We start from the raw sequence: 24,946 nt of genomic DNA on the forward strand, positions 1-24,946 counted from the left end.
CCTGACCATTGGGCTGCTGGTTGTAGAAGGCGTTCCGTAGGCATCTTCGACGACCACCTCGCACGCGAAGAAAGGGCCATCCAGCCGCGTTTCATGTATGCGACGAGAAAAGCGACCCCAGTCATCTCGATATGCCGATCCGACGTACCCAGTTAGGCTCGCGACGCCAACCGGGACAACGCCATACTGCTTCGTTGGATCGTAAACGTATACGGCCGGGTAAGCCGGGAATCCATCAATTTTCCGAAGTGGCTGAAATTGGACCAGCCTGCTGATTCGCTCCCTGTTGTGATCGTAGTCGGTTCCTGAAAGCAGGTTTTTGCCGTACCAGCCTTCAGGTGGTGGAATAGTCCGACCGGAACGTCCGCCGTGGATGAGTACGCTGGCAACGTTGTTAAAGTCTTCAAGTGTCAACCCATATGGGAGCCCCTTTGCTTGCCAAGGGGGAGCCGCTCTCTCATTTGATCTCAATGTGCCCTGCCTTCCCTTGTTGCTCGCCAGCTAGAGGTGTAGAGCTGAAGCGAGGAGCTGGCTAGTCGTTAAAGTCTGCAAGTTCGTCAAAATCACTATGGCTGTCGAACTCAATGGATTCGGTGTTCTCGGAAGAGTCTGCGTCGTCATTGACTTCGGCGTCGCTATACTCCAGTTCTTCGTACTCCGGGTCAAAGAAGTCATGGTTATTGAACTCGGCTCGGTCCACGAATCTTCCCTCTTCGGGCACTTGGGGAAGACCTGTGATGGAAAAGTCAACCGGACGCCCACCATAAACCTCTGGGAAGTCGGCAGAATTCGCGAACCGCGCATCGTGAAAGCTGGCCGAAGCGGGTAGGTGGGAGGTTTTGAAGCTCGCTTGACTGCTGAAATTTGCGCCATCAAAGATGGCGTGCAATTCAAAGCGGGAACTATTGAAGTCCGCATTTGATTCAAAATGGACGGATTCGAAATGGGCAAGACTGCGGAAGTGTGCAAACTCAAAGCGGGCTTCATCGAAAAAATGAGCGTTGTTGAAATTTGCAACACTATTGAACACGGTATTGTGGAAGTTGGTTTCTCCGGTAAATTGCGCACCATCGAGTTTTGCTCTTTGGACTTCACAAAAAGGAAGACTGAAGTCGGATAGGTGCGCACGAGATAGGTCGATGTCAACGGGGCCCCAGAATTTTGCGTTGGCGGACCCAGATTTGCCTGTAGTGTATGGCCTGAGGCGGTCGGCTAGGATTTGTTGCGCGGTAGTTCTGACCTGCATTTCCTCGTGGCTGTAGTGCTGGTCTTCTTGTTGATTGTCGCCAGGTGGTGTTCTTGGCATTCGAAGATAAGCGCAGATTAGGTTTACCATCGTTTGTCGGTGTTCTTCATGGCTGTCGGCAAGTCGTTCAAGTGCGTATAGGCCAGCCAGGCGGACTGGGGCTTTATCGCTGCCGAGTTGCTCGGCAGCTGCATTGTAAAGCTCGGTGATGCGAGTTTCGAGAGCGTCGTGCCGGTTGTCGGCGGCTACTTGCTCCTGGTGTGACTTCGTTTCGGCGGCAACTTGTTCCTGGAGATGGTGCGCCTTTTCCTTCTGCTTGAGGTCGAGTTCGGTGTAGCGTTGCCGACGGGCGGCGAGAATGAGGGCTACCCCGCCGCCGGTGCCAATGCCGAGGCTGCCAGCCGTGCGGATGATGTCGAGCGTGGTGCGTGGGCCATCGCCTCGAAAGAGCCAGAGAAGCAAGGCGCCCGAGCCCAGGGTGATTGCTACGACAAGCGCTCCGACCCAGTAGATGGTTCGGGTCTGGAGCACGCCCGATTCGATGTCCGTTTCCGGCTTGGTCGCCATGTAGATCATGGTGCCAACGCAGCCGGGCGGGTGGCGTCGAAATCGCGGAAACGCCCGCTCTCGCCAACGGTACCGACGGAGCGGGCGTGATACGAGCGTCGCAGGTTAGGCAGGCTGGTACTGCTGCGCGGGAGTGCTGAGCTCGGCGCGGATAGCGTCGCGTTGCTGTTCGGCGAGCTGGACGGCGACGGCATCGCCGATTCCGGTCTGTCGGCCTGCCGTCTCGCTGACGAGGCGGTCGAGGTGGGCGTCGGCGACCGGCCCGTCTGCCTCGACTCGGAGTCGCAGCGTGGCGGCGGAGCCCGGTCCGTTGTCGTTGCCGAGTGTTCGTTCCAGCGAGAGCTGGAGTGCGTGCGTGACGTGGCCGAGGTCGAGCGGTTCGCCGGCGTTGCCATTCATGGCGTGGGTGATGGTTCTCGTCGACTCCACGTAGGCAGGGAGTTCGGCGGCGATGGCCTGCACCGTGGCACCGTCGCCGTTCCTCTCTACGTTGGCGAGGACGGACTGCCAGCTACGGCCCGCTTCGAGCATCGGCCGAACGCGGTCCCATGCGCGTTTCTCGTGGGTTGCGGTGAGCAATTGCGCGGCAGTGTTGCCGGTCGGCTGCTCCAACTCGTGAGCCGCAGTCAGCACGGCCTCACGGGCGGCATCTGCGCGTCGGTGTAGCTGTTTGGCTTCGGTGGCAGCCTCGGCGCGTGCCTGCTCGATCAGCTTGGCGCGGTAGTCCTCGGCGTACCGCTCGTCGGTGCGAAGCGCGGAGATGCGATCGGCGAGGCGGGTGCGGATGCGGGTGGCTTCGTCGCCGATGCGGGCGAGGGTGGCGAGTGCATCTTGGCGCTGGCGCAAGGTGGTTCGAGGCATGGTTCGGTGTCCTTTCGAGTGTTGATCAGTTGTTGAATCGGGGGTAGTTGAATCGTGGGCCTGGTTCGGCGCCGTCTTGCACAGCGACCGCAGGTCGGCGTGGGTCCTGTGCTTCCATCGCAGCGACACGTTCGAAGTGGTTGTCCGGTGGAATCTGGTCGGCTTCGACGGTGTAGCCGCGCTGGCGGAAGTAGTCGGGGAACCGTCTGTAGGTCTCAGCGTCGAGGTAGGCGACGCCGTGGACGAACCAGAACGTGTCGGGTTGGTCGAGCTGGAACGGGCCGTGAACAAGTCGGCGGCCGGGGGCGGTGATCCGGTAGTAGCTGGGCATCGTGTTTACCTCCTGGTGTCGGATCGGATTCGCTGTCCGCTGAGCTGTCGTGGTTCAGGGCGTAGGTAAACGGTCAGGTCGAGCGCTGTTCGGTGTCGAGAAGGTCGGCGCGGAGTAGGGCGAGCACTTGGTTGCGGTCGGCGTGGTGGCTGATCGCTGCGGCCGTGACTGTCGCGAGTCCGACCAGCAGGTCGCGGGCGTCGTCGAGGTCCAGGTCGTCGACCAGGACCTCGAGCCCGTTGTGGTCTCCGGCGGTGGCGGCGGTGACGATCGCCCACACCTGCCGCTCGGCGTCGGCCGGTGTCATGCCGAGTCCGTCTGGGTATAGGCGATGCCAAGGCCGGCGGCGAGCTGTCCGAGCATGGAACGGGCCGCCTCTGTTCCCTCAGTCGCGGTGTCCACAGTGAATATGCGTACGTGGGCAGAGGCCAGCGACGACACCGTTTTGGCGGCGTAGGCGAGGTCCTGCGCGTTCTTCGATTTCCACAGAGCGGCGCGAGCGTGCTCGATGTCGTCGAGCAGACCGGCGGCGGCCTCGGCTCGACGGCGGCGTACGTCGACCACCTTGGCCTGCGTCGCGGCTGCGGTCCGGGATCGGTCGCCGGGTAGTCCGGCGGCTTTGCAGATGCGAGACACGCTCGACGGGCTGATCCCTACTTCGCGGGCGAGCTCAGCGCGCCTGCCCCCAACGGCTCGCATCCGGTGAACCCGCACCCCGCAACGGAACCCGAAAGGGCTTCGTCGTCACTTGATGTCAGTGGTGGTGCGGCCGCGTATCCCCATCGGTGGATGCGGGGACCACCTTCGACGGAGATCGTCGATCTTGGATTGCGGGGCCAATGGCGGCGGCAGAGGCTTCCACGTGCCAAACCCCGCTATCCACTCTTGCAGGAGGAACCGTGTCTCGCACCGCACTCCGCTGGACCGTCGCCGCCACCGCCGCAGCCGCGCTGACCCTCGGCGGCGGCACCGCCGCCTTCGCCCAGGAGCTCACGATCCGGCCGGCGAACTCGACCCAGCCGGGGAGCCTCCTCCTCGCGGTCGACCTGGGTCCGGAGTACCACTTCCACACCGCGCCGCAGAGCACGCAGACCAGGCCGGCCGCGACCGCGACCGCGACGAGCAACAACACCAGGCCCGCGCAGGTCTCCGGCTTCGCCGTCTGAGCTCTGCCCACGCCCTCCCAGGCCAACGCACGCCCCGGCCCGCGCCGCACGCGGACCGGGGCGTGCGGCGTTCGCGGGCCCGGTGTGAATTGGGCGGGTTTCGCCGTTCGGCGCCGATCAGGCCCGCTAACGTGAAACCGTGCCGGTGAACCATCCGACGGAGCTGCCCGCGGTCCACGAAGCGTGGTTGCCGCGCGAGCACCCGCTGCACCGGCCCCGCCACGGCCGCCGCCAGCTCACGGCGCTGGTGTGCGCGCTGCTCTTCTTCTCCGCGCCGGTGCTCTCGTGGCTGTTCGGCGCCCGCGCCGAGCCGCTGGAGAACCGGCCGCTGGCCGCCTTCCCCAGCATCACCGACGGCTGGGGCGTGCTCACCGGGCTCAACCCGTGGGCGACGGAGAACCTGCCGTTCCGCAAGAACGCCGTCCAGTCGGTCGACGCGCTCAGCCGCGGGGTGTTCGGCGAGCCCGCGCGGCTGGAGGGCGGCTCGCATACCTCACCGATCGGCACCGGGCAGGTCGACGCCAAGCCGCCGCTGGACGAGACCGTCTTCCCCAACGTCATCGAGGGCAAGAACGGCTGGCTCTACCTCGGCCACGACGTGTCCTACCGCTGCGTGCCGAAGATGGAGCTGGACCGGGTGATCGCGGGGCTGAAGCGGTGGCGCTCGGTCGTCGAGGCGTCCGGACGCAGGTTCCAGCTCGTGATCGCCCCGGACAAGTCCACCGTCTACCCCGAGAACATGCCGGACTCCTACCCCGGGCAGGACTGCTCGGCGAAGGCGCAGGCGGAGTTCTGGCGCCGGGTGCCCGCGGCGACCGGCGCCATCGACATGCGCGGTCAGCTGCGCCAGGTCGCCGAGCGCAACGGGCGCCCGATCTACCACGACATCGACACGCACTGGACGCACGAGGGCGGCGTCGCGATGACCTACCAGCTCGCCGAGCGCCTCCGGCCGGGCACGACCGCGACCTGGAAGGTGCTGCCCAGCCGCCAGTACGACCACAGCGCCGACATCCCCGACCTGCTCGGCCAGGACCGGACCGTGCCGATCCAGGCGTACTCGCTGGCACCGGACGGCGGCGCCGACAACACCCGGTTCCAGGCGAGCAACTTCCACCAGCCGCTGCACCTGTCCTCGCCGCCGAAGCCGGGGATGATCGACCGGCCGATGCGCATGGTCGGCGACTCGTTCAGCCAGTTCGCCAGCCCCTACCTCGCGGCGGCCTTCACCGACGTCACCATCGCCCACCCCGACACCGTCGCGGAGAACCCGCAGGCCATGGGCTCGCTGCTGGCCGAGGGCGAGATCGTCACCTTCGAGCTGTCCGAGCGGTTCGTGGCCGGCGGCCGATACGCGATGCTCGACCCGGCCGTCGCCGACCAGGCCGGCGCGGTGCTCGCCCAGCACCCCGTCCGCTGATCAGGCGGGCACGGGGGTGCGTGTGAGGCGGCGCAGCCGCAGGTTGCCCACCACGCGGCACACCAGGTAGATCACGAACGAGATGATCGTGACGAACGCGCTGACCGGGGCACCGGGCGCCAGCGACAGCACGATGCCGCCGAGCACGGCGACCTCGGCGAACACGACCGCCAGCAGCGTCGCCTTGACCGGGCTCGCGGTCACCCTGGCCGCCGCCGCGCCCGGCGTCACCATGAGCGCGAGCACCAGCAGCGCACCCACGGTGTAGACGCCGAGCGCGGTCGCGACACCGACCAGCACCGCGAACAGCGGTGTGAGCACCCGCGCCGGGACACCGCGCGCCGCCGCGACGTCGGGGTCGACGCTGGCGAACAGCAGCGGCCGGTAGACGAAGGCGAGCACCAGCAGCACCGCGGCGGCGCAGCTGGTCAGCAGCACGACGTCGGAGGAGTCCACGCCCACGATCTGCCCGACCAGCAGGCTGAACTTGTTCGAGGTGCGCTCCGGGTTCATCCACAGCAGCAGCACGCCGAGACCGAGCCCGAACGACAGGATCGCGCCGATCACCGAGTCGCGTTCGGTCCCGCGCTGCCCGAGCAGGCCCAGCAGCAGCGCCGCCACCACCGCGCCCGCCAGCGCGCCGACCCCGACCCCGACCCCGATCAGCAGCGCCGCCGCGGCACCGGTGAACGCCAGCTCGGCGGTGCCGTGCACGGCGAACGACATCTTGCGCGCCACCACCAGCGGGGCCAGGACCCCGGAGACCAGGCCGAGCGCGGCGGCGGCCAGCAGGGCCTGCTGGACGAACGGGTAGCCGAGCAGGCTCGACGTCGTCTCGAAGTCGAACAGCTTGCCCATCGCGTCGATCAGAGTGTTCACGCCTGTTCCGCCTCGTGCACGTGGCAGCCTTCCTCGTCGACGCCGCTGACGACCAGCCTGCCGCCGACCCTGGCCACCTCGATCCTGGTCCCGTAGAGCTCGGAGAGCGTCTCGGAGTTCATGACCTCGTCCGGGGTGCCGATCCGGAAACGCCCGTCGACCAGGTACAGGACCCGGTCGACCAGCGGCAGCACCGGGTTCAGCTCGTGGGTGACGAACAGGACCGCCGCCCCGGCGTCCCGCGCCTGCTGGGAGATGAGCCTGCTGACCTTGCGCTGGTGCGAGATGTCGAGCGAGAGCAGCGGCTCGTCGCACAGCAGCACCGCAGGGTCGCTCACCAGGGCCTGGGCCACCCGCAACCGCTGCTGCTCCCCGCCGGAGAGCAGCCCGAGCGGCATCTTGGCGTAGGCGGTGGCATCGACCGCGCGCAGCGCGTCGTCGACCCGCCGCCCGCGCTCGCGGCGCTGCCGGATGCCCATGCCCCAGTGGTGGCCGTCGAGCCCGAAGCCCACCAGGTCCCGTCCGCGGACGGTGAGGGTCGCGTCCACCGCTCGCTGCTGCGGGATGTAGCCGATCCTGGCGCTGCCCCGGTGCGCGGGCGCACCGGCGACCTCCACGGAGCCGGAGCTCAGCGGCTGGAGGCCGAGCAGGACCCGCAGCAGGCTGGTCTTGCCGGAGCCGTTGGGTCCCAGCACCGCCAGGAACTCGCCCGGTTCGACGTCGAGGTCCAGCCCGTCCCAGAGCATGCGTGCGCCATAGGAGAGCTGCGCGCCGCGCAGGCGGACGGCGGGCGCGCGGTGCGGTGCGCGGTCGGCCACCGCGGTGCTGTCTTTGCCGGTGTGCCTGGCGTCGGATTCGGCGGTCATGTCGCAGTCATCTCAGCGTTCGCGGGGTCAGGGTTTGCGGTTCAGGGCGGCGTCCAGCGCGGAGATCTGGGCGTTCATCCACTGCACGTAGGTCTGGCCCTCGGGCAGCACCTCGGTCATCTCCACGACCGGGATCCGATTTTCCTCCGCGGCCTTTCGCACCGACTCGGTGACCGGCGACTCGGTCTGCGGGTTGTAGACCAGGGCGCCTGCCTGGCCGCTGCGGACCGCGTTCTGGACCTCGGCGACGGCGGCCGCGGACGGGTCGGACTCCGACTCGATGGCGTTGACGAAGGCGGGCGGGGTGATGTCGGTCAGCTTCGAGTCCTCGATCAGGTAGTGCGCGACGGGCTCGGTGACGATCACCTTCTTGCCCTGGTGCGCCGCGGCGATCTGCTCGACGCGGCCCTCCAGGCCGTGGACGTCCTGGGCGAAGCGGCCGGCGGCGTCGGTGAACGCCTGGGCGTTGGCGGGCTGGAGCCTGCCGAGCTCCTGGGCGATGCGGTCGGCGACCCCGTGCACGAGGTGCAGGTCGTACCAGACGTGCTCGTTGCCAGAGTGGTCGTGGCCGTGCTGGTGACCGTGGCTCTCGGCGGGAGCGGGTGCTGGCGGCTCGCCGTGACCGTGGTCCTCGGCGGGAGCGGGCGCGGGCTGCTCGCCGTGGCCGTGCTCGTCGCCCGGAGCGGGCGCGGGGTGCTCGTGACCTTCTCCCGGCGTGCCGTGGTCGTGCTCGTCGGCCGGGGGCTGCGGCTGACCGGGCGCGGGCGGCTGCTCGCCGTCGGCCGGTGCCTCCGGCACCGACACCGCCTCGACGGTGGGCTTGGGCTGACCGGCGAGGATCTGCTCGACGAACTCGTCGTAGCCACCGCCGTTGAGCACCACAAGGTCGGCGTCGCTGACCTTGGCGGCGTCCTGCGGGGTGCTCTCGTGCGAGTGCGGGTCGGCGTTGGGGTCGTTGATCAGCGACTCGACCTCGACGTGGTCGCCGCCGACCGCCTGTACGACGCTCGCCCAGACGCTGGTCGAGGCGACCACCTTGACCTTGCCGTCGGCGGCGGAAGACCCCTGCTGACCCGCGCCGCAGCCGGTCATCGCCAGCGCTGCCGCGGTGACGCCCACCAGCGCGGTGCAGGCGCGGGGGAGGCGTCTGGTCTTGGGATGGCTGGCGGTCATCGGCTGCTCCTCCAAGGCGGCGTCGCGTCCCGGTGGGGCTCGAAACGCTAACGGAAACCGTTGTCATGTGCAGCCTACGCGGAGCGACACGCGTGATTCCACCGACCGGGTGGTGTTGTGGGAAAGACGACGCCCCCGTCGCAGCGCAACGGGGGCGTCGGGCGGAACTCGGCCGAGTCAGGCGGCGAGGCGGGCGCCGGTCTCGGGGTGGAAGAGGTGGACCTCGCCGGCGTCGCGCAGCGCGACCCGCACCCGCTGGCCGAGCGCGGGCGGCGTGCGGCCGTCGGTGCGCACGACGAAGCGCTCCGGGCTGCCGCCGACGTCGATCGTGCCGTGCACCAGGGCGTCCGCGCCGAGCTCCTCGACCAGCTCGACGGTCATGTCCAGGCCGTCCTCGGACGACGAGGTCAGCTCCAGCGCCTCCGGCCGCACCCCGAAGGTCACCTTGTCCAGGCCGTCGGTCGCACCCCGCGGGACGGGGATGGTGTGCCCGTCGAGCACGGCTCCCTCACCGCTGAGCGGCACCGTCTTGAGGTTCATCGCCGGCGAGCCGATGAAGCCCGCCACGAAGGCGTTGGCCGGGTTCTCGTACAGCTCGCGCGGCGAGGCGCACTGCTGGAGCAGGCCGTCCTTGAGCACCGCCACGCGGTGGCCCATCGTCATGGCCTCGACCTGGTCGTGGGTGACGTAGATGGTCGTGGTGCCCAGCCGCTTCTGCAGCGCGGCGATGTTGGCGCGGGTCTCCACCCGCAGCTTGGCATCCAGGTTGGACAGCGGCTCGTCCATCAGGAACACGCTGGGCTCGCGCACGATCGCCCGGCCCATCGCGACCCGCTGGCGCTGGCCACCGGACAGCGCCTTGGGCTTGCGGTCGAGGTACTTCTCCAGATCCAGCATCTTGGCGGCCTCGGTGACCTTCTCGCGGATCTGCTGCTTGGGCGTCTTGCGCAGCTTGAGCGCGAAACCCATGTTCTCGGCCACCGTCATGTGCGGGTACAGCGCGTAGGACTGGAACACCATGGCGATGTCGCGCGCCTTCGGCGGGGTGTGGGTGACGTCGTTGCCGCCGATGGTGATCGAGCCCTCGTCGACGTCCTCCAGCCCGGCCAGCATCCGCAACGCGGTCGACTTGCCCGAACCGGACGGCCCCACCAGGACCAGGAACTCGCCGTCGGCGACGTCGAGGCCGAGCTCGTCGACGGCTCGGACCGGCGGGCTACCGGGGTACACCCGCGACGCGTTGACGTATGCAACCTCAGCCATGTGTGACGCACCTTTCACAACGCAGGTCCGGTCAAACTAGCTTCGAAATCGGTAAAGGTCAGCCCCCGCGCAGAAAGAACCTCGGAGAGTGACGGCCGTGTTTCTCTGCGTACATGGGATGTGACCTTCGTGGAATATGCGTGATCGGTGCTTCTCCAGCCAGTACTGAACCGTTACGGTTCCTCCATGGCGCGGTCAACGAATGCCCGGCGGCCTGCGACGCTCGCTTCGCTCGCGGCGGAGCTGGGTGTCTCCAGGACTACGGTGTCGAATGCGTACAACCGTCCCGACCAGCTCTCCCCGGAGCTGCGCAAGCGGGTCCTCGACACTGCTCGCAGGCTGGGCTACCCCGGCCCGGACCCGGTCGCGCGGTCGCTGCGGACCCGGAAGGCGGGTGCGGTCGGACTGCTGCTGACCGAGAACCTTTCCTACGCCTTCCGCGACCCGGGCGCAATCAGCTTCCTGGAAGGTCTGTCGCTCGCGTGCGAGGACGCCGGCCACGGCCTGCTGCTGATCCCGGCGAGCCCGGAACGCGAGGACGTCGCCTCCGTGCACCGCGCGGGCGTGGACGGCTTCGTCGTGTACTCGGTGCCCGAGGACGACCCGCACCTGGCCGCGGTGCTGGAGCGCCCGGTGCCGGTGGTGGTCTGCGACCAGCCGCGGCTCGACAACCTGGACTGGGTCGGCCCGGACGACGCCCGCGCCATCAAGAGCATGGCCGACCACCTGATCCAGCTCGGCCACCGCCGCATCGGCGTCTCCTGCATGCGCCTGGCCCGGGGCCGCAACGACGGCCTGGCCTCGGTGCAGCGGCAGGCCAACGCCAGCTTCCACGTGCAGAAGTCCCGGCTCACCGCGCTCGCGGAATCCTTCAGCGAGGCAGGCGTGGACTGGGCGAAGGTCCCAGTCGTGGAGCGTTTCGACCACACCGCGGCCTCCGGCGCCTCGGCGGCCCGGCAGCTGCTGGACCTCGACCCGGACATCACCGCGATCGTGTGCACCTCCGACATCCTCGCGCTCGGGGCGCTCAACGAGGCCAGGAGCCGGGGACTGCGGGTGCCGGAAGACCTCACCGTCACCGGTTTCGACGGCATCGCAGACGCCGAGCGCGCGGGCCTGACCACGGTGCGCCAGCCGGTGCTGGAGAAGGGCCGCGCCGCCGGACGGCTGCTGCTGGAGACCAGCGAGCCGGGCAGGCCGCGCGAGGTGCTGCTGGAGACCCAGCTCATCACCGGCACGACGGCCGCGCCGCCGCGTTCCCGGGAGGAGCGCTGGTTCGGCCCGTAGGCCGCCGCGGCGGGCCGTTGCTCAGTAGTTCGTCCACTCGCCCTGGGCGTAGCTGAGGATCGTCGGGTGCATCAGCGTCGACGGCTCCATGCCGGGGACGCGCCTGCGGTCGGGCGGGAACTCCGCTGCCGCGCGCAGTGTCCCGGCGTCCAGCGACCGCAGCGGCGGAGCGTCCGCGGGTAGCTCCAGCGGCGGCGCGGCGCCGGCCGCGCCCAGGTGGAAGCCCCACTCGCCGAAGCTCGGCACCGACACCTCGTAAGGCACCGTCGAGATCCCGGCCGCGCGCATGGTCGCCTCGATGCACCAGAACGCCTGCGGCGCGAAGTACGGCGACCCGGCCTGCACGTTGACCCGCGCCCCGTCGGCCATGGCGTGCTTGACCAGCGCGTAGAACTCCGTGGAGTACAGCTTCGCGGTGGCCGTCGAGTCCGGGTCGGGCATGTCGACCAGCACGACGTCGTAGCGCTCGCGGTTGTCGCGCAGCCATGCGAAGGCGTCGGCGGACGCGGTGCGAACCCGCGAATCGTCGAACGCGCGCCGGTTCAGCTCCGCGACCCGCGGATCGTCGCGTGCCAGGTCCAGCACCGCCGGGTCCATCTCGACCAGCGTGACCTGCTCGACGTCGGGGTAGCGCAGCACCTCGCGCAGTGCCAGCCCGTCGCCGCCGCCGAGGATCAGCACCCGCGACCGCGGCCCCGGCATCGCCGGGTGGACCAGCGCCTCGTGGTAGCGGTACTCGTCGACCGAGCTGAACTGGAGGTCGCCGTTGAGGAAGAGCCGGGTGTCGCCGCGGCCGGACAGCGAGACCCGCTCGGTCAGCACGACGTCCTGGTAGTCGGTGCGCTCGGCGTGCACGACGGGGTCGGCGTACAACGCCTGCCTGGCGGTGACCTCGAAGTCGTCGGCGAAGACGTAGGCGCCCAGCAGCACGCCGCCGACCAGCGCCGACGCCGCGACGAGCACCAACCGCACGCGCTTGGACAGCTCCCGGCGGAACACCGTCAGCACCAGGCCGAGACCGGCCGCGGCGTTGAGCATCCCGACCAGCAGCGCGCCCTGGATCTGGCCGAACAGCGGCAGCAGCAGGAACGGGAAGGCCAGGCCGCCGACCAGCCCGCCGACGTAGTCGGCGGCGAACAGGTCGGCCACCGCCGACCCCGCGTCCTGCTTGCGGATCCGCTGGAGCAGCACCATCAGCAGCGGGATCTCCGCGCCGATCAGCGCACCGAGGACCAGCGCCGTCACGATCAGCGCGGGCAGGTACAGGCCCACCCACGCGAACGCCGCGTAGAGCAGCAGCACGCTGAGCCCGCCCAGCAGCGCGAGAACCAGCTCCACCAGCGCGAACGCCGCCGCTGCCCAGCGCTGGAGCGGCTTGGCGGCCAGCGCGCCCACGCCCATGGCGAAGACCATGAGCGACAGCACGATGGAGGCTTGCCCGATCGTGTCGCCGATCAGGTAGCTGCCGAGCGCGACCAGCGCCAGCTCGTAGACGAGCCCGCACGCCGCGCAGACGAACACCGCCACCAGCACGGCCGTGCGGGCGAGGCGTCCCCGCGGGCGTGGCGCCGCGGCGGGCTCGGTCTCGTCGCGGGGCTCAGTGCTGACGGACATGGCGAACAGTCTTCACGTCCGGTGCGCGGGGCCGGGAACCGGGCGCGGGGTGCGCGGCCCGGGTGCCGGGCTCGGGCGTCGTCACCAGATGGCGGCGGCGATCAGCACGCTGATCACGACGTGCGCGACCGCCGACACCCAGGTGCCGGGGTGCATGTTCGGCGAGGCCAGCTCGTCGCCCAGCTTGCCCGGCGTCAGGGCGTCGATGAGCAGGAACGACAGGCTCATCAGCACCAGGCCGAGCAGGCCGTAGGCCAGCGTCCCGACCAGCCCGGCGACCAGGTCGTCGGCGCTGGCGGCGATCGCGGTGGTCAGGATGACCCCCACGCCGGACAGGCCGGAGACCAGCAGCAGCGCGGCGTTGGGATTGCGCTGGACCCAGATCAGGTCGCGCAGCTTGCCCGGCGTCGCCAGGTCCACCAGGACGTAGCCGAGCGCCATCATCAGCACGCCGATCACGCCGTAGGCGACCGCCGCGAGCAGGCCGGAGAGCAGTTCCTGGAGCAAGGTGTCGGGCCCTTCTCGTGTCGTCAGCTTGGGATGGCGGAGGGGTCAGTGGCGCGGACGGCCGGACGGCGGCGCCTGCGGGGGCCACGGCGGCTGCTGCGGCCACGGCGGCTGCTGCGGACCGCCGTGCGGCGGTGGTGCGGCGTGCGGGGGCGGTGCTTGGGGCCGGGCGCCTGCCTGCTGCGGCGGGAATCCCTGCGCCGGCGGCTGCGCCGGCGGCTGCTGCCCGCCCGGGTGCGGTCCGGCCTGCTGCTGCGGGAAGCCCTGTGCCGGCGGATGCGGGCCTGGTCCACCAGGCGTCGAGCCCTGCTTCTTCCGCCCACCGGCACGCACACCCACGAGGACGCACACCAGCGCCACGAGGCCGAGCCCGCCGATCCACAGCCAGATCGACCACGCGCCGTCGGAGCTGCGCGCGGCGGGCAGCGGTTTCGCAGGCCGCGCGCCGGGTTCGCCGTCGGCGACCGGTGGCGGGCGCAGTTCCCCGCGTTCGGCCAGCAGCAGCGGCAGCACCAGCGCCGCGTGTCCGGTCGTGGCCACCGGGTTCTCCAACAGCGCCTCGCCGTCGACGCCGACCAGCGGGTACTCCGACGTCCCGGGCAGCGCGCCGCGGTCGAAGTCCGGCGACGCCGCCACCTCCACGCCGGCCGCGCCCAGGTCTCCGGCGGGGTTCGCCACGAACGTCCGCACCTCGGCCCACCGGGGGCAGGTGTCGGCCGGGACGCCCGGTCCGCGGCTGGAACCCTGGTCGAACCGGCCGTCGCGGCCGTCGGTCAGCTTCCAGCCGAAGCAGACGCCGTGCTGCTTCTCCGCGACGGCCAGCTGCTGCGCGAGCTGCTGCGAGTCGGCCGGGGTGAACCGCCGGATCGGCGGGCCGGAGTAGCTGGTGACCTGGCTGTAGGTGGTGATGTCCTCGTCGGTGAACGCGGCGGTGTCGTCGTCCTCGGCCCACGAGCTGATCGCGCCGATCGCGACCAGCAGCGCCAGCGTCGCCAGCAGGATCCAGATCCCGGCCTTGGTCTTCTTCTTCCCGGCGCTCTGGTTCGGGCCCGCGCTCATTTGCCCGCCCCGGGGCCGCGTCCGCGGAACGACTCGCCGTGGGTGCCGATCCAGCCCCACGTCCCGCCGACGTGGCTGTGGTAGCGGTGGTAGGCGTGGTCGACGTCCATCACGTGGATCACCGAACCGCGGTCGCGCGGCTGGACGATCACCGCGTCGTCCTTGTATCGCAGGTAGATGCCGGAGGTGTCGGCGGCCTGCGCGATCGGCTTCCAGCGGCTGGTGATGTCCCGCGAGACCACGCTCGGGGTCAGCGGACTGGTGTAGGCGCGGTTGTCGTCGTCACCGCGGAGGTCGAGGTGCGCGGCGCGCTGGTAGTGGTTGGACACGTAGCCGCGCGGGCCGGTGCCCGTGGAGAAGATCATCACCAGTGCGATGACCAGTGCGAGCACCGCGCAGATCCCGCCGAGCAGGAACCATAACCGGGGTTTCATCGACCGCCTTCCTGACCGGTTCCGTCAGCGGTGGGGTAGATCAGCACGTCGTAGCGGCTGAGCTGTTCGCCGGTGCTGGCCTCCCAGCCGGCGTCGCCGTAGCGTTCGAAGCTCAGCAGCGAGCCGTCGGACGCCTCGTAGTCGTGGTAGGCGGCGGTGCCCTGCTCGTCCAGCCCGGTGGTGGCCTCGCTGCGGAAGCTCGCCGACCCGGACTCGCCGGAGCGGTAGGTGCGCCCGCCGAACTCGACCGTGCCCGCGCCCGGCTCGCCCGCGCCGGCGGCGGGCAGCCACTGCGCGAGGACCAGATCGGGGTCCTCCTCGACGGACAGCCAGACCTGGCCGCCCTTGGCGTCGTCGAGCAGGTGCTCCGACCACTTCCAGCCGCCCTCGGACAGCCGCAGGCTGCCGCGGACGGTGTATGAGTGGCCGCGGATCTCGACGATGTCGCCGGCTTTCAGCGCTCGGGGGTCACCACGCAGCGAGTCCTCGTCTCCGGTGTGGAACGGGTCCTTCGGGGTCGCCGCGGGCCGGCCGCCACCGCCGCGCCGCGTGTAGACGAGGTAGACGACGGCGGCCACCGCCATGATCGCCAGGATCACGACGACGATCGCCAGCACAACCTTCATCGCGGCCCCGTCCTTCCCATGTCGAGCCGATCTGCGCAGAGGGTATTAGCCCATCTCGACGCATCGGGCGGAGTTCGGCAAATCGTGACCCTTGTCCTGTTCCGGGCGCGAACCTCGTCCGGAAAGCAAAGCGTCTCCTGGCCCGGGACGGGCCAGGAGACGCGATGCGATCAGACCGTCAGGCGGACAGCAGCTGGGCGCAGCGGATCAGGCCGAGGTGGGAGTACGCCTGGGGGTGGTTGCCGAGCGAGCGCTCGGCGATCGGGTCGTACTCCTCGGCCAAAAGGCCGGTCGGGCCCGCCGTGTCGACGATCTGCTGGAACAGCTCTTCGGCCTCGGTGCGCCTGCCGATGAGCAGGTAGGCCTCGATCAGCCAGGCGGCGCAGAGGTGGAAGCCGCCCTCGTCGCCGGGCAGGCCGTCGTCGCGCCGGTAGCGGTAGACCGTCGACCCGCTGCGCAGCTCCGCCTCGATCGCGGTGACCGTGGCGGTGAAGCGCTCGTCGGAGGGGTCGATCAGCCCGGAGAGCCCGACGTGCAGCGAGGCCGCGTCGAGGTCGGAGCCCTCGTAGGCGGTGGTGAACGCCTGGACGTCGGGGTGCCAGCCGTTCTTGACGACGTCCTGGGAGATCTGGTCGCGCAGCGGCTCCCAGGACGGTTCCGGGGTGCGCGCGTAGGTCTTGGCGAGCTTGAGCGCGCGGTCCAGCGTGACCCAGCACATGACCTTGGAATACACGTGGTGGCGCGGCACGTCGCGCTCTTCCCAGATGCCGTGGTCGGGCTCGAACCAGCGGTGCGAGACGGCCTCGGCCATCGCCTTGACCAGCTCCCAGTCGGCGTCGCGGATGCGGCCGGTGGTCTCGGCCAGGTGCGACACCAGCTCCACCACCGGCCCGAACACGTCGAGCTGCACCTGCTGGTCGGCGAGGTTGCCGACGCGGACCGGCCGGGACCCGGCGTAGCCGGGCAGGCTGTCGATGACGGCCTCCGGACCGAGGCCGGTGCCGGCCAGCGTGTAGAGCGGGTGCAGCCGCTCGGGGCCGGGGAGGGTCTCCAGCACCCGGTGCAGCCAGTCCAGGAACGCCTCGGCCTCCTTGGTGGAGCCGACCGTGACCAGCGCCTGTGCCGTCATCGCGCCGTCGCGCAGCCAGCAGTAGCGGTAGTCCCAGTTGCGCACGCCGCCGATCTCCTCCGGCAGCGACGTGGTGGCCGCGGCCATGATCCCGCCGGTGTCGGAGTTGCACAGCCCGCGCAGGGTCAGCGCGGAGCGCTGCACCAGGTCGCGCTCCAGCTCGGGCAGCCGCAGCTTGCTGGCCCAGTCCGACCAGTAGGCGTCGGCGGCCTCCCGGCGCTGCGACTCGGTCATCGGCGAGGGCGCGAGGTCCTCGGTGCCGCAGCGCAGCTCCAGCACGACCGGGTGGGTGTCGGTGGGTTCGACGACCGCGTGCGCCGACTCGTGCATGCCGTCGGAGGTGATCTCCCACTGCACGCCCGGCGAGTGCAGCACCATCGGCTCGGCGGTGCCCTGCACCCGCAGGCCGCCCGCCTCGGCGGTCAGCCGCACCGGGACCTGGCCGAACTCCGGGCGCGGCGCGAACTCGATGCTGGCCTGGGTGCTGCCGCTGATGACCCTGATCAGGTCGGTGCGGTGGCTGTCCACGCCGTGTTCGAGGTAGTCGGTCACCAGCAGCCGCGACCAGCGGGTCTCCACGGTCATGGTGCCCGGCACGTAGCGCTGGCCCAGCGGCAGCGGGTTGCGCGGAGCGCCGTTGCCGGTGCTCGGCCGGATCGAGAAGTGCCCGGCGCCGGGTCCGCCGAGCAGGTCGGCGAACACCGCGGCCGAGTCCGGCCCGGGGTGGCACATCCAGGTCAGTCGCGCGTCGGGGGTCAGCAGGGCGACGGTGCGCTCGTTGGACAGCATGGTCAGCCGCTCGATCGGCGGGGCCTGCTCGCCGTAGAGCCAGGTGCGCCGCTCCTCCATCAGGAACGCCAGCACCGTGGCGACCTCGGTGGTGTCGGTGACCCGGTAGTCGGCCAGGCTCTCGCCGGGCCCGACCTTCAGGCCGACGTCGGGACCGTGCAGCCGGGCGAAGGCCTTCTCGTCGGTCACGTCGTCGCCGATGAAGATCGCGGCGGTGGCGCTGACCTGGTGGCGCAGCGTGTCCAGCGCGTTGCCCTTGTCGGTCTGCACCACGGCCAGCTCGATGACCTCCTTGCCCTCGGTCACCTCCACCCCGTCCCAGGTGGCCGGTCCGCTGCGGACGGCGTCGAGGACGCGGTGTGCGATGTCGGGCTCGGCGCGGCGCACGTGCACGGCCACGCTGGCCGGCTTGTTCTCCAGGCTCACGCCGCCGTGACCGCTGACGGTCTCCTGCAGCGCGCGTTGCAGGTCGGTGCGCAGCTGGGTCGCTTCCGGGGCCAGCTCGTGCACGAAACCCACGTCGAACTCGGAGCCGTGGCTGCCGACCAGGTGCACCTCCGCCGGCAGCCTGGAGAGAGTGGCCAGGTCGCGCAGGGCGCGCCCGGAGATCACAGCTGTGGTCGTGGCCGGCAGTGCCGCGAGCGAGCGCAGCGCGTGCACCGACTCGGGTAGCGGCTTGGCCATGTTCGGGTCCGCCACGATGGGGGCGAGGGTGCCGTCGTAGTCGCAGGCGACCAGAAGTCGAGGTGTCCGCGCGAGCTGCACGATCACTCGCCGCAACTCGGCAGGCAGGGCTTCGGCGGTCAACGCCATACTCCTCAATGACGTGGTCGGGACATTCGGAATCGATCCGGCTCACGCGCCTAGTCGGGTCCGCGGTGGCGGTTGCCGCTGACGCCGTCCGGTGGTCGACGGTGTCGCTAGCCGCGTTTTCCCGCTTTGTGGGATAGACGGCGTTGCGTGCCTACTCCGCGAGGGGTGTGCCCAGCGCCTCGAGGAACGATCGCGCCCAGCGATCGACGTCGTGCGTGAGCACTTGCCTACGCAATGCGCGCATCCTACGTCTCCCTTCGGCCTCGTCGATGTCGAGGGCTGCGAGCAGGGCGTCCTTCACACCGTCCAGGTTATGGGGATTGACCAGGAAGGCGCTGGTCAGCTCGGCCGCGGCGCCGGCGAACTCGCTGAGCACGAGCGCGCCGCCGAGGTCGTGGCGGCACGCGACGTATTCCTTGCACACCAGGTTCATCCCGTCCCGGACCGGCGTGACGACCATGACGTCGGCGGCGCAGTAGAACGCCACCAGGTCCCTACGGTCCACGGACGTGTGCAGGTAGTGCACCGCCGGATGGCCGACCCGGCCGAACTCGCCGTTGATGCGGCCCACCTCGCGCTCGATGTCCTCGCGCATCTGCTTGTAGTGCTCGACGCGTTCGCGGCTCGGGGTGGCGATCTGGATCATCGCGACGTCCTCGGCCTTGATGTGGCCGTCGGCGAGCAGCTCGTGCATCGCGTGCAGGCGCACGTCGATGCCCTTGGTGTAGTCGAGTCGGTCGACGCCGAGCATGATGCGGCGCGGGTCGCCGAGCTCGCGGCGGATCTCCCTGGCTCGCTGCTGCACCTCCTTGCTGCGGGCAAGCCGGTCCAGCTCGGTGGAGGCGATCGAGATCGGGAACGCCCCGACCCGCACGGTCCGGTCACCGACCTGCACCACGCCCGGCCGCGACCGGACCCCGACCTGGCCGCGGCTCGGCTCGAAGCCTGCGAGCCTGCGGGCCAGCCACAGGAAGTTCTGCGCGCCGCCGGGGCGGTGGAAGCCGACCAGGTCGGCGCCGAGCAGCCCGCGCACGATCTCGGTCCGCCACGGCAGCTGCATGAACAGCTCCACCGGCGGGAACGGGATGTGCAGGAAGAACCCGATCCGCAGGTCCGGGCGCAGCTCGCGCAGCATCGCGGGCACCAGCTGGAGCTGGTAGTCCTGCACCCACACCGTGGCGCCCTCGGCGCTGACCCGCGCGGCGGCCTCGGCGAACCGCCTGTTGACCCGCTGGTAGGCGTCCCACCAGGAGCGGTCGAAGACCGGCGGCACGACCACGTCGTGGTACAGCGGCCACAACGTGGCGTTGGAGAAACCCTCGTAGTAGTCGCGGAACTCCTCGGAGCTCAGCGGCACCGGGTGCAGGTGCATGTCCTCGTCGGTGAACGGCTCGACCTCGGTGTCGGCCACGCCCGGCCAGCCGACCCAGGCGCCGTGCCTGGCCCGCAGGAACGGCTCCAGCGCGGTGACCAGACCACCCGGGCTGTGCTTCCAGCGCTCGGTCCCGTCCTCCAGCCGCTCCAGGTCCACCGGCAGTCGGTTGGCGACGACGACGAAGTCCGCTCTTTGGGGCGTGTTGCCCTTGCTCACCGGTGTTTCCTCCTCAGTGGTGCCGGGCGGCGGCCCGGTCGAGAGGTCTGCGTTGTCTCGGATGCTGGGATCTACCGGCCTGGCGCGCCCCTCGCCGTCCGCAGGTCCCGGCCCGCCCGGAGGTCCGCCCGCGGTGCGCCGAATCGGCTCCGCCGGGGCGGCCGGCACGACCGGGAGAACGCCTGGCCGTCGCCCGGCGAGAAGGGTCCGTGCCGAATACCCGACCCTAGCCAATTCCGGTCGGGCGCGCGTGGTTCGTGTGGTTCGACACGGTGGGGCAACCCCGGTCGCCGGCCGCGGTGTCCCAGTACTCGTGCGGGGGCGGGCCCGGCTCACTCCAGGCGGCGACGCGCGGGCCGCAACGGCCCGGACATCCGCGGCCCGGCGAAGCGCCGCTCCAGGCGGCCCAGCCGGGTCCGCACCGGCTGCGCGAGGTACTCGCCCAGCACCACGCCCGAGCCGAGCGCCAGGCCGATCGCGACCGCCAGCATCAGCGTCGACACACCCGACGGGCTGCCCAGCACGGACAGCTCGTACAGGCCCCGGTAGGTCGCCAGACCCGGCAGCAGCGGCGCCACCCCGGACACCGCGATGACCAGTGCCGGGATGCGCAACCGGCGCGCGATGATGCCGCCGATGAAACCGACGATCGTGGTCGCCATCGCCCCGGCGAGCACGGTGTGCACCTCGACGAGGGTGAGCAGGGCGTGCACGACCGCCGCGACCGCGCCGCCGACGCCTGCCACCACGAGCGGCCGCGGCGGCGCGTAGCTGGCGAGGGCGAAGCAGGCGGAGGTCGAGGCGCCCGCCGCGAGCTGGACCAGCGGCAGCAGCACCGGAGAGGTCACCTGCGCGCGGCCGAAGTTCTGCAGCATCGCCTCGTCGAAGTCGGCGCCTCCCAGCGCGTCGGAGCCGAAGACGCGCAGCCCCGCGTACAGGGCGACGACGACGCCCGCGATGAGGCCCGCCGACATCAGCGCCAGCTCGGTTATCCGTCCCGCGGCGGTCACGTTGTAACCGGTGATGGCGTCCTGCATCGAACCGACGACGGTCATCCCGGACAGCAACACGATGATCGACGCGGCGACCGCGAGAGCGGGGTTGGGCAGCAGCCCGGTGGCGAAGCAGCCCATCGCGATGGTGGTCGCGACCGCGCCGCCGACCGCCTGCTGGAAGAAGAACGGCAACGCTCGCCGGTTCAGCACCCGGCCGACGCGGTCGATCAGCGCCGCGGTCGCGGCCGCGATCAGCGGCAGCCTCCAGTCGGCGCCGCCCCCGAGCAGGACCGCCAGCGAGGCGGCCATGCCCGCCCACGCCAGCGTCGCCACCCACCGCGGGAACGGGTGCGGCGCGGTGCTGATGCGGTTGAGCTCGGCGTAGGCCTCGGCGGCGCTGAGCTCGTTGGCGGTGATCCTGCGGACCAGGGCCTCGGTCTCGGAGAGCCGGGTGTAGTCGAGCGAGCGGTTGCGAACCACGCGAAGGGAGGTGATCGGCAGCGACTCGGTACCTCGGTAGCAGGACACGGTGATCGACGTGTAGATCACGTCGACCTCGCAGTGGGGCAGACCGTAGGCGTTGGCGACCGCGATGATCGTCGCGGTCACGTCCGAGGCGCCCGCGCCACTGGACATCTGGATCTCACCGATGCGCAGACCCAGGTCCAGGACCAGGTGTACGGCTGACTCGTCGGGCAGTGCCGGCCCGTAGACGACGTTGCGATTCCCGGCGTTGACGACGGGCTCGCGCCGCCGCAGCACACCACGGGCGCGCTGCGTGATTCCCACTGCTGTGTTCCCCTCCCGAGTAGCACCGCCGCGCGGGCGGTCGGATCTTCCCCTCGGCCATCGGCCGCAGGCGGCGGACCGTTGCACCGATCTTCTGTGGAGTCCATCACGGCGCCGGGTCGCTCCGACACCGCCGGTCCGGCGCCGGTCCCCAGCCTCGCCCATGGCGCATCCCGGCCGCATCTCCGGACGTGTCCGCGGCGGCGTCTTGCGCGGGGACGACACGGCGGGTCCGGGCGCCTTCCTCGTGCCGGCGCGCGACGCTTACGATGTTCGCGCGCGACGTAGCGCACGCCGCTGTAGCTCAGTTGGTAGAGCGCCCGCCTTGTAAGCGGACGGTCAGGGGTTCGAGTCCCCTCAGCGGCTCCCATGCCCTCCCGCCATTGAAGACAGCCCGCGGCGAACGCGCCAGGGTTGGGACGCCCCGGTGGTGGCTCCTGGTGCGCGTGAGTGCGCGCGTCGACAATGGAGCCGTGGCGGTGCGGGTCGGTTCGGTCGTTCTGGGCGCTTCGGACGTGCGGCGTGCGATGGGGTTCTGGTGCCGGGCGCTGCAATACGTGCCGCGTGAGGAGCCGGACGACGACTGGGTGGTGCTCGTCCCGGCCTCGGGTTCCGGACCGAACATCTCGCTCGGGCTCTCCGGCACGCCGGTGCAGGAGCGGCCGCGGGTGCATCTGGACCTCTACGCCGACGACCAGGCCGCCGAGGTGGAGCGCCTGGTCGGGCTGGGGGCTTCGCGCGTGGCCTGGCGGGACTACCCGCCGGACGCGGACTTCGTCGTCCTCGCCGACACGGAGGGCAACCGGTTCTGCGTCATCGCCCACGGCTGACACGCGAGCGCACCGGAGGATCTCGTCCGTCCGGTGCGCTCGTCGTTGTGCCTGGCTGCCGGGCGCGCGGCCGTCGGTGCCGCGAACACCCTCAGGCGCCGCGCGGGCCCGGTCCGCTTTCGGCGGTCAGGGCTGGCCGGGGCCACCCCCGGGAGGCCGTCCGGGACCGCCTTGCTCGGGGCCGCCTCCGGGAGACTGTCCGGGGCCGCCCTTCTCCGCTCCTCCGCCCTGCTCGCCCTGGCGGTCGACGTACTTGCGCGCCTGTTCGGCACCGCGGTTGATCTTGTCCCGGTACTTGCCGCCCGTCTTCTCGTCGGCGGCGGACGCGGCCTTGTCGATCCCCTGGCGGAACTTGTCGGGGCTCTTGCCGACGAACTCCTTCAGCTTGTCCATGATGCTCATGTCCGAACCTCCTCACGGCCTCGCTGGGGTCGGCGCATCGCACCGGAACCCATCGGCGGCCCACTCCCGGCTACCCGGACGCGGTTGCCGCAAACGCTGGAAACGCACACCGGTCGCGCGTGACGGACAATCAATCCTAAGTGGATAGATATCCTGCATCGGCTGCGGAGCAACGGAAAAGAGTGGAATGACCGCAAGATGCGTCGGTGTCGAACGGAAATTCGCCTGAACGCGCGGCCCGGCCCTGGCAGGCGCCGGTCGAGGTGCTCCCGGCCGGCCGCCGGACCGAGGCGTGCCGGGCGTGCCGACCGCGTCGTCGTCGACCGGTGCCGGTCGACAGCGCGTAGTGGCTCGCCCCGGGCGTTGACGCCACCGCCCTGCGGGTATGCCATGGAGGCAGCAGCAGGGGAGGTGAGCGGCATGCGGCACACCCGGCGCGAGGTCGCCCTGATCACCGACGCGGCTCCGTCGCTCACCGAGGAGCAGCGCGGGCGCAAGCGCACGTACTCCGTCTTCATGGTGCTGCACCTGGCCGGGCTGACGCTGGCCGCCCTGCTCGTGGACGTGCCGTGGCTGGCGCTGGGCATCCTGGTGCTGACCGGTCCGCTGATCTGGGTGGCGACGGTGCTGGCCAACTCCCGGCCGGCGCCGGAAGGGCGTCGCCGCGCACCGCCACCGCGCCGGGCGCTCGGGGGCTGAGCAGGTCAGGGCCGCAGCACGGGGTCGAGGAGGACCGGGACCGCGGCGCAGGAGCCGGTGTCGACCGCGAGTTCGAGCCTGCGACCCGCGCCCAGGTCGGCGGTCAGTTCCACGACCTCGCCGGTGCGCACGGTGCTGCGCTTGCGCACCTCGCCGTCGAGCCGGACCTCGAACGTGACCGCGCAGCTCTGCGAACGGTCGTCCAGCGCGGCGAGCGCGTGCAGAGCGCCCATCCCGTCGGCGTTGTAGGTGGTCACGGACGTGCCCGGGTAGACGAGCGCGCGCTCGTGGTTCCGGCCCGCCACGGTGGCGCGGCCGACCGCGACGTAGTCGCCGCCCTCGACGGCGTCGGCGTCGAGCAGGTTCACCTCGCGCGAGTCCGGTTCGGTCACCGGTGCTGTCGGCGCCGGGGAATCCGTCGCGGGCGAGGCCGTCGTTTGCGTTGCGGGCGGTGGGTTCTCCTTGCCCCACAGGCGATCCCGCACCGACAAGCCGTCAGCGAGCCAGCTGACGGAGCTGCCCAGCAACGTGAGCAGTGCCAGCAGGACGGCGACCGCGGACAGCTTCATGCCCGTGTCCCAGCTCGACCACCGCTTCAACACCTGCGTCGCGCTCCCGAGCCGGTCAGTCCGCCCGCAGCACGGGGTTGATCACGACCGGGTACACGCCGCTGCACCCGCTGGAGTCGTCAGCGGCCACGGTCAGCCGGAAACCGCCGCCGACGTTGGCGATCAGCTCCACCGTCTGCCCGACCACCACGTTCTCCTTGCGCACGGTCGTGCCGTCGACCTTCACGTCGAAGGCGACCGAGCAGCTCGCCGAGCTGTCCTGCAACCCGACCAGGGCGCGGAAGGTGCGCATGCCCGGGTCGATGTTGTAGGACACCGAACCCGACGTGCTTTCGAACAGCAGCGCCCGCGGGTACTCCTGGAACCGGACGGTGGCCGAGCCGACCTCGACGGAGGAACCGCCTTCCACCGGGCTGCGGTCGGTCAGGTAGATCTCACCGCTGGGCGAGGGCGGCGACGTCGCCGGCCGCGTCGTAGCGCTCGTGGTCGGCCGGGCGCGCTGGCTGGTCGAGGCAGTGGTGCTCGGTGCCGTGCTGGTCGTCGCGGGTGGCGCCGCGACGGTGACGGTGGGCGCGGGCGCGGCCTGGGATCCGTGCTGCCGACCGGTGAGGTAGGCGGCGAGAACGGCGACGCACACAAGCGCCAATGCGATGAGGACCAGGCTCGTCCTGCGCTTTCCCTTCCCGGAAGCGACCGGGTTGCCGCCGTCGTCGTGCGGGCTCGAACTGCCGTTCAACGTCACGAGGCGAGATTAGTCGAGCACGCACCGTCGCCATGGCGTGTTTACCGAGCTGTAGCCTCTCCGGCGCTTCCCGTCGCCGCGGGTGCGGCCGCCGATCCCGGGCCGAAAATCGCGATTCGGCGCCGTTCAACGGTAAAAGTGTGAATTGCGTACCGGGTATGTCCGCGGCTCCGCCAAAAGTCGGCGATCTCGTCGCTATCAGGCAGAACCTTGGTGGCGAATTGTGACCAAACCATGGACAAACCACACGGACGAGTGAAATCTGAGCGCGTTTCTATCCCTGTTGCACCCCACGGCAA

25 protein-coding genes and 1 tRNA gene are annotated in these 24,946 nt (G+C 70.3%); 6 read left to right on the forward strand and 20 right to left on the reverse strand.

Annotated elements, in window-relative coordinates; genetic code table 11:
• Positions 1-532 precede the first annotated feature (532 nt).
• The 5 genes from HUO13_RS02465 to HUO13_RS02485 form a co-directional block, all read right to left on the reverse strand.
• A complete protein-coding gene (locus HUO13_RS02465) occupies positions 533-1,813 on the reverse strand; it encodes a pentapeptide repeat-containing protein (protein WP_211899883.1) in 1,281 nt (426 codons plus the stop codon).
• A gap of 105 nt (positions 1,814-1,918) precedes the next feature.
• Positions 1,919-2,674 (reverse strand): hypothetical protein, encoded by a 756-nt coding sequence (locus tag HUO13_RS02470; protein WP_211899884.1) that lies wholly within the window; start codon positions 2,672-2,674, stop codon positions 1,919-1,921.
• A 25-nt stretch (positions 2,675-2,699) separates the two neighbouring features.
• On the reverse strand, positions 2,700-3,005 hold the full coding sequence (locus HUO13_RS02475; RefSeq protein ID WP_211899885.1) for a hypothetical protein: 306 nt from the start codon (positions 3,003-3,005) through the stop codon (positions 2,700-2,702).
• Positions 3,006-3,078: 73 nt separating this feature from the next.
• Complete coding sequence (locus tag HUO13_RS02480; RefSeq protein WP_211899886.1) at positions 3,079-3,312, reverse strand: hypothetical protein; 234 nt, start codon at positions 3,310-3,312, stop codon at positions 3,079-3,081.
• Positions 3,309-3,641: a hypothetical protein gene (locus HUO13_RS02485; RefSeq protein WP_211899887.1), complete on the reverse strand. Its 333-nt coding sequence runs from the start codon at positions 3,639-3,641 to the stop codon at positions 3,309-3,311. The genes HUO13_RS02480 and HUO13_RS02485 overlap by 4 nt, the downstream gene beginning before the upstream one ends.
• Before the next feature lie 263 nt (positions 3,642-3,904).
• Between HUO13_RS02485 and HUO13_RS02490 the strand changes: the two genes are divergently transcribed.
• Entirely contained in the window at positions 3,905-4,171 is a 267-nt protein-coding gene (locus HUO13_RS02490) for a hypothetical protein (RefSeq protein WP_211899888.1), read from the forward strand.
• Between the two features lie 145 nt (positions 4,172-4,316).
• On the forward strand, positions 4,317-5,591 hold the full coding sequence (locus HUO13_RS02495) for an alginate O-acetyltransferase AlgX-related protein (RefSeq protein ID WP_249124402.1): 1,275 nt from the start codon (positions 4,317-4,319) through the stop codon (positions 5,589-5,591).
• Here HUO13_RS02495 and HUO13_RS02500 read toward each other — a convergent pair whose 3' ends face one another.
• The 4 genes from HUO13_RS02500 to HUO13_RS02515 all read right to left on the reverse strand — a co-directional run bounded on the left by HUO13_RS02500 (position 5,592) and on the right by HUO13_RS02515 (position 9,772).
• A complete protein-coding gene (locus tag HUO13_RS02500; RefSeq protein WP_031334312.1) occupies positions 5,592-6,449 on the reverse strand; it encodes a metal ABC transporter permease in 858 nt (285 codons plus the stop codon).
• 17 nt (positions 6,450-6,466) lie between these two features.
• On the reverse strand, positions 6,467-7,336 hold the full coding sequence (locus HUO13_RS02505) for a metal ABC transporter ATP-binding protein (RefSeq protein WP_211899890.1): 870 nt from the start codon (positions 7,334-7,336) through the stop codon (positions 6,467-6,469).
• Between the two features lie 27 nt (positions 7,337-7,363).
• Positions 7,364-8,509, reverse strand: a complete 1,146-nt coding sequence (locus HUO13_RS02510) for a metal ABC transporter solute-binding protein, Zn/Mn family (RefSeq protein WP_211899891.1) — start codon at positions 8,507-8,509, stop codon at positions 7,364-7,366.
• A gap of 177 nt (positions 8,510-8,686) precedes the next feature.
• Positions 8,687-9,772: an ABC transporter ATP-binding protein gene (locus HUO13_RS02515; protein WP_211899892.1), complete on the reverse strand. Its 1,086-nt coding sequence runs from the start codon at positions 9,770-9,772 to the stop codon at positions 8,687-8,689.
• Between the two features lie 186 nt (positions 9,773-9,958).
• Between HUO13_RS02515 and HUO13_RS02520 the strand changes: the two genes are divergently transcribed.
• The gene (locus tag HUO13_RS02520; protein WP_211899893.1) at positions 9,959-11,059 is read left to right on the forward strand and encodes a LacI family DNA-binding transcriptional regulator; all 1,101 of its coding nucleotides are present in this window, start codon (positions 9,959-9,961) and stop codon (positions 11,057-11,059) included.
• 21 nt (positions 11,060-11,080) lie between these two features.
• Here HUO13_RS02520 and HUO13_RS02525 read toward each other — a convergent pair whose 3' ends face one another.
• The 8 genes from HUO13_RS02525 to HUO13_RS02560 form a co-directional block, all read right to left on the reverse strand.
• Positions 11,081-12,673: a polyamine aminopropyltransferase gene (locus HUO13_RS02525; RefSeq protein WP_211899894.1), complete on the reverse strand. Its 1,593-nt coding sequence runs from the start codon at positions 12,671-12,673 to the stop codon at positions 11,081-11,083.
• Positions 12,674-12,754: 81 nt separating this feature from the next.
• Positions 12,755-13,180 carry a DUF350 domain-containing protein gene (locus HUO13_RS02530; protein WP_211899895.1) on the reverse strand — a complete coding sequence of 142 codons (426 nt, stop codon included), beginning with the start codon at positions 13,178-13,180 and terminating at the stop codon, positions 12,755-12,757.
• 45 nt (positions 13,181-13,225) lie between these two features.
• Entirely contained in the window at positions 13,226-14,239 is a 1,014-nt protein-coding gene (locus HUO13_RS02535) for a hypothetical protein (protein WP_211899896.1), read from the reverse strand.
• Positions 14,236-14,673, reverse strand: coding sequence for a DUF4247 domain-containing protein (locus HUO13_RS02540; RefSeq protein WP_211899897.1), 438 nt, complete (start codon positions 14,671-14,673; stop codon positions 14,236-14,238). Before HUO13_RS02540 ends, HUO13_RS02535 begins: the two co-directional genes overlap by 4 nt.
• Positions 14,670-15,299, reverse strand: a complete 630-nt coding sequence (locus tag HUO13_RS02545) for a DUF4178 domain-containing protein (protein ID WP_211899898.1) — start codon at positions 15,297-15,299, stop codon at positions 14,670-14,672. The genes HUO13_RS02540 and HUO13_RS02545 overlap by 4 nt, the downstream gene beginning before the upstream one ends.
• 178 nt (positions 15,300-15,477) lie before the next feature.
• A complete protein-coding gene (gene otsB / locus HUO13_RS02550) occupies positions 15,478-18,030 on the reverse strand; it encodes a trehalose-phosphatase (RefSeq protein WP_211899899.1) in 2,553 nt (850 codons plus the stop codon).
• 151 nt (positions 18,031-18,181) lie between these two features.
• Positions 18,182-19,621, reverse strand: coding sequence for an alpha,alpha-trehalose-phosphate synthase (UDP-forming) (locus HUO13_RS02555; RefSeq protein WP_211899900.1), 1,440 nt, complete (start codon positions 19,619-19,621; stop codon positions 18,182-18,184).
• A 332-nt stretch (positions 19,622-19,953) separates the two neighbouring features.
• Positions 19,954-21,405 carry a threonine/serine ThrE exporter family protein gene (locus HUO13_RS02560; protein WP_211899901.1) on the reverse strand — a complete coding sequence of 484 codons (1,452 nt, stop codon included), beginning with the start codon at positions 21,403-21,405 and terminating at the stop codon, positions 19,954-19,956.
• 293 nt (positions 21,406-21,698) lie between these two features.
• Here HUO13_RS02560 and HUO13_RS02565 point away from each other — a divergent pair.
• Positions 21,699-21,771 (forward strand) — tRNA-Thr (locus HUO13_RS02565).
• A gap of 107 nt (positions 21,772-21,878) precedes the next feature.
• A complete protein-coding gene (locus HUO13_RS02570) occupies positions 21,879-22,235 on the forward strand; it encodes a VOC family protein (RefSeq protein WP_211899902.1) in 357 nt (118 codons plus the stop codon).
• A gap of 126 nt (positions 22,236-22,361) precedes the next feature.
• Here the strand turns inward: HUO13_RS02570 and HUO13_RS02575 are convergent, their stop codons facing one another.
• Positions 22,362-22,637, reverse strand: a complete 276-nt coding sequence (locus HUO13_RS02575; protein ID WP_211899903.1) for an antitoxin — start codon at positions 22,635-22,637, stop codon at positions 22,362-22,364.
• Positions 22,638-23,057: 420 nt separating this feature from the next.
• On the opposite strand from HUO13_RS02575, the gene HUO13_RS02580 reads away from it, so the two are divergent.
• Complete coding sequence (locus tag HUO13_RS02580) at positions 23,058-23,336, forward strand: DUF3099 domain-containing protein (RefSeq protein WP_211899904.1); 279 nt, start codon at positions 23,058-23,060, stop codon at positions 23,334-23,336.
• A 5-nt stretch (positions 23,337-23,341) separates the two neighbouring features.
• Here the strand turns inward: HUO13_RS02580 and HUO13_RS02585 are convergent, their stop codons facing one another.
• On the reverse strand, positions 23,342-23,905 hold the full coding sequence (locus tag HUO13_RS02585; RefSeq protein WP_249124403.1) for an NPCBM/NEW2 domain-containing protein: 564 nt from the start codon (positions 23,903-23,905) through the stop codon (positions 23,342-23,344).
• Between the two features lie 55 nt (positions 23,906-23,960).
• The gene (locus tag HUO13_RS02590; RefSeq protein WP_211899905.1) at positions 23,961-24,647 is read right to left on the reverse strand and encodes an NPCBM/NEW2 domain-containing protein; all 687 of its coding nucleotides are present in this window, start codon (positions 24,645-24,647) and stop codon (positions 23,961-23,963) included.
• Positions 24,648-24,946: the final 299 nt, after the last annotated feature.

It is taken from the genome of Saccharopolyspora erythraea (assembly GCF_018141105.1).
GTDB lineage: Bacteria > Actinomycetota > Actinomycetes > Mycobacteriales > Pseudonocardiaceae > Saccharopolyspora_D > Saccharopolyspora_D erythraea_A.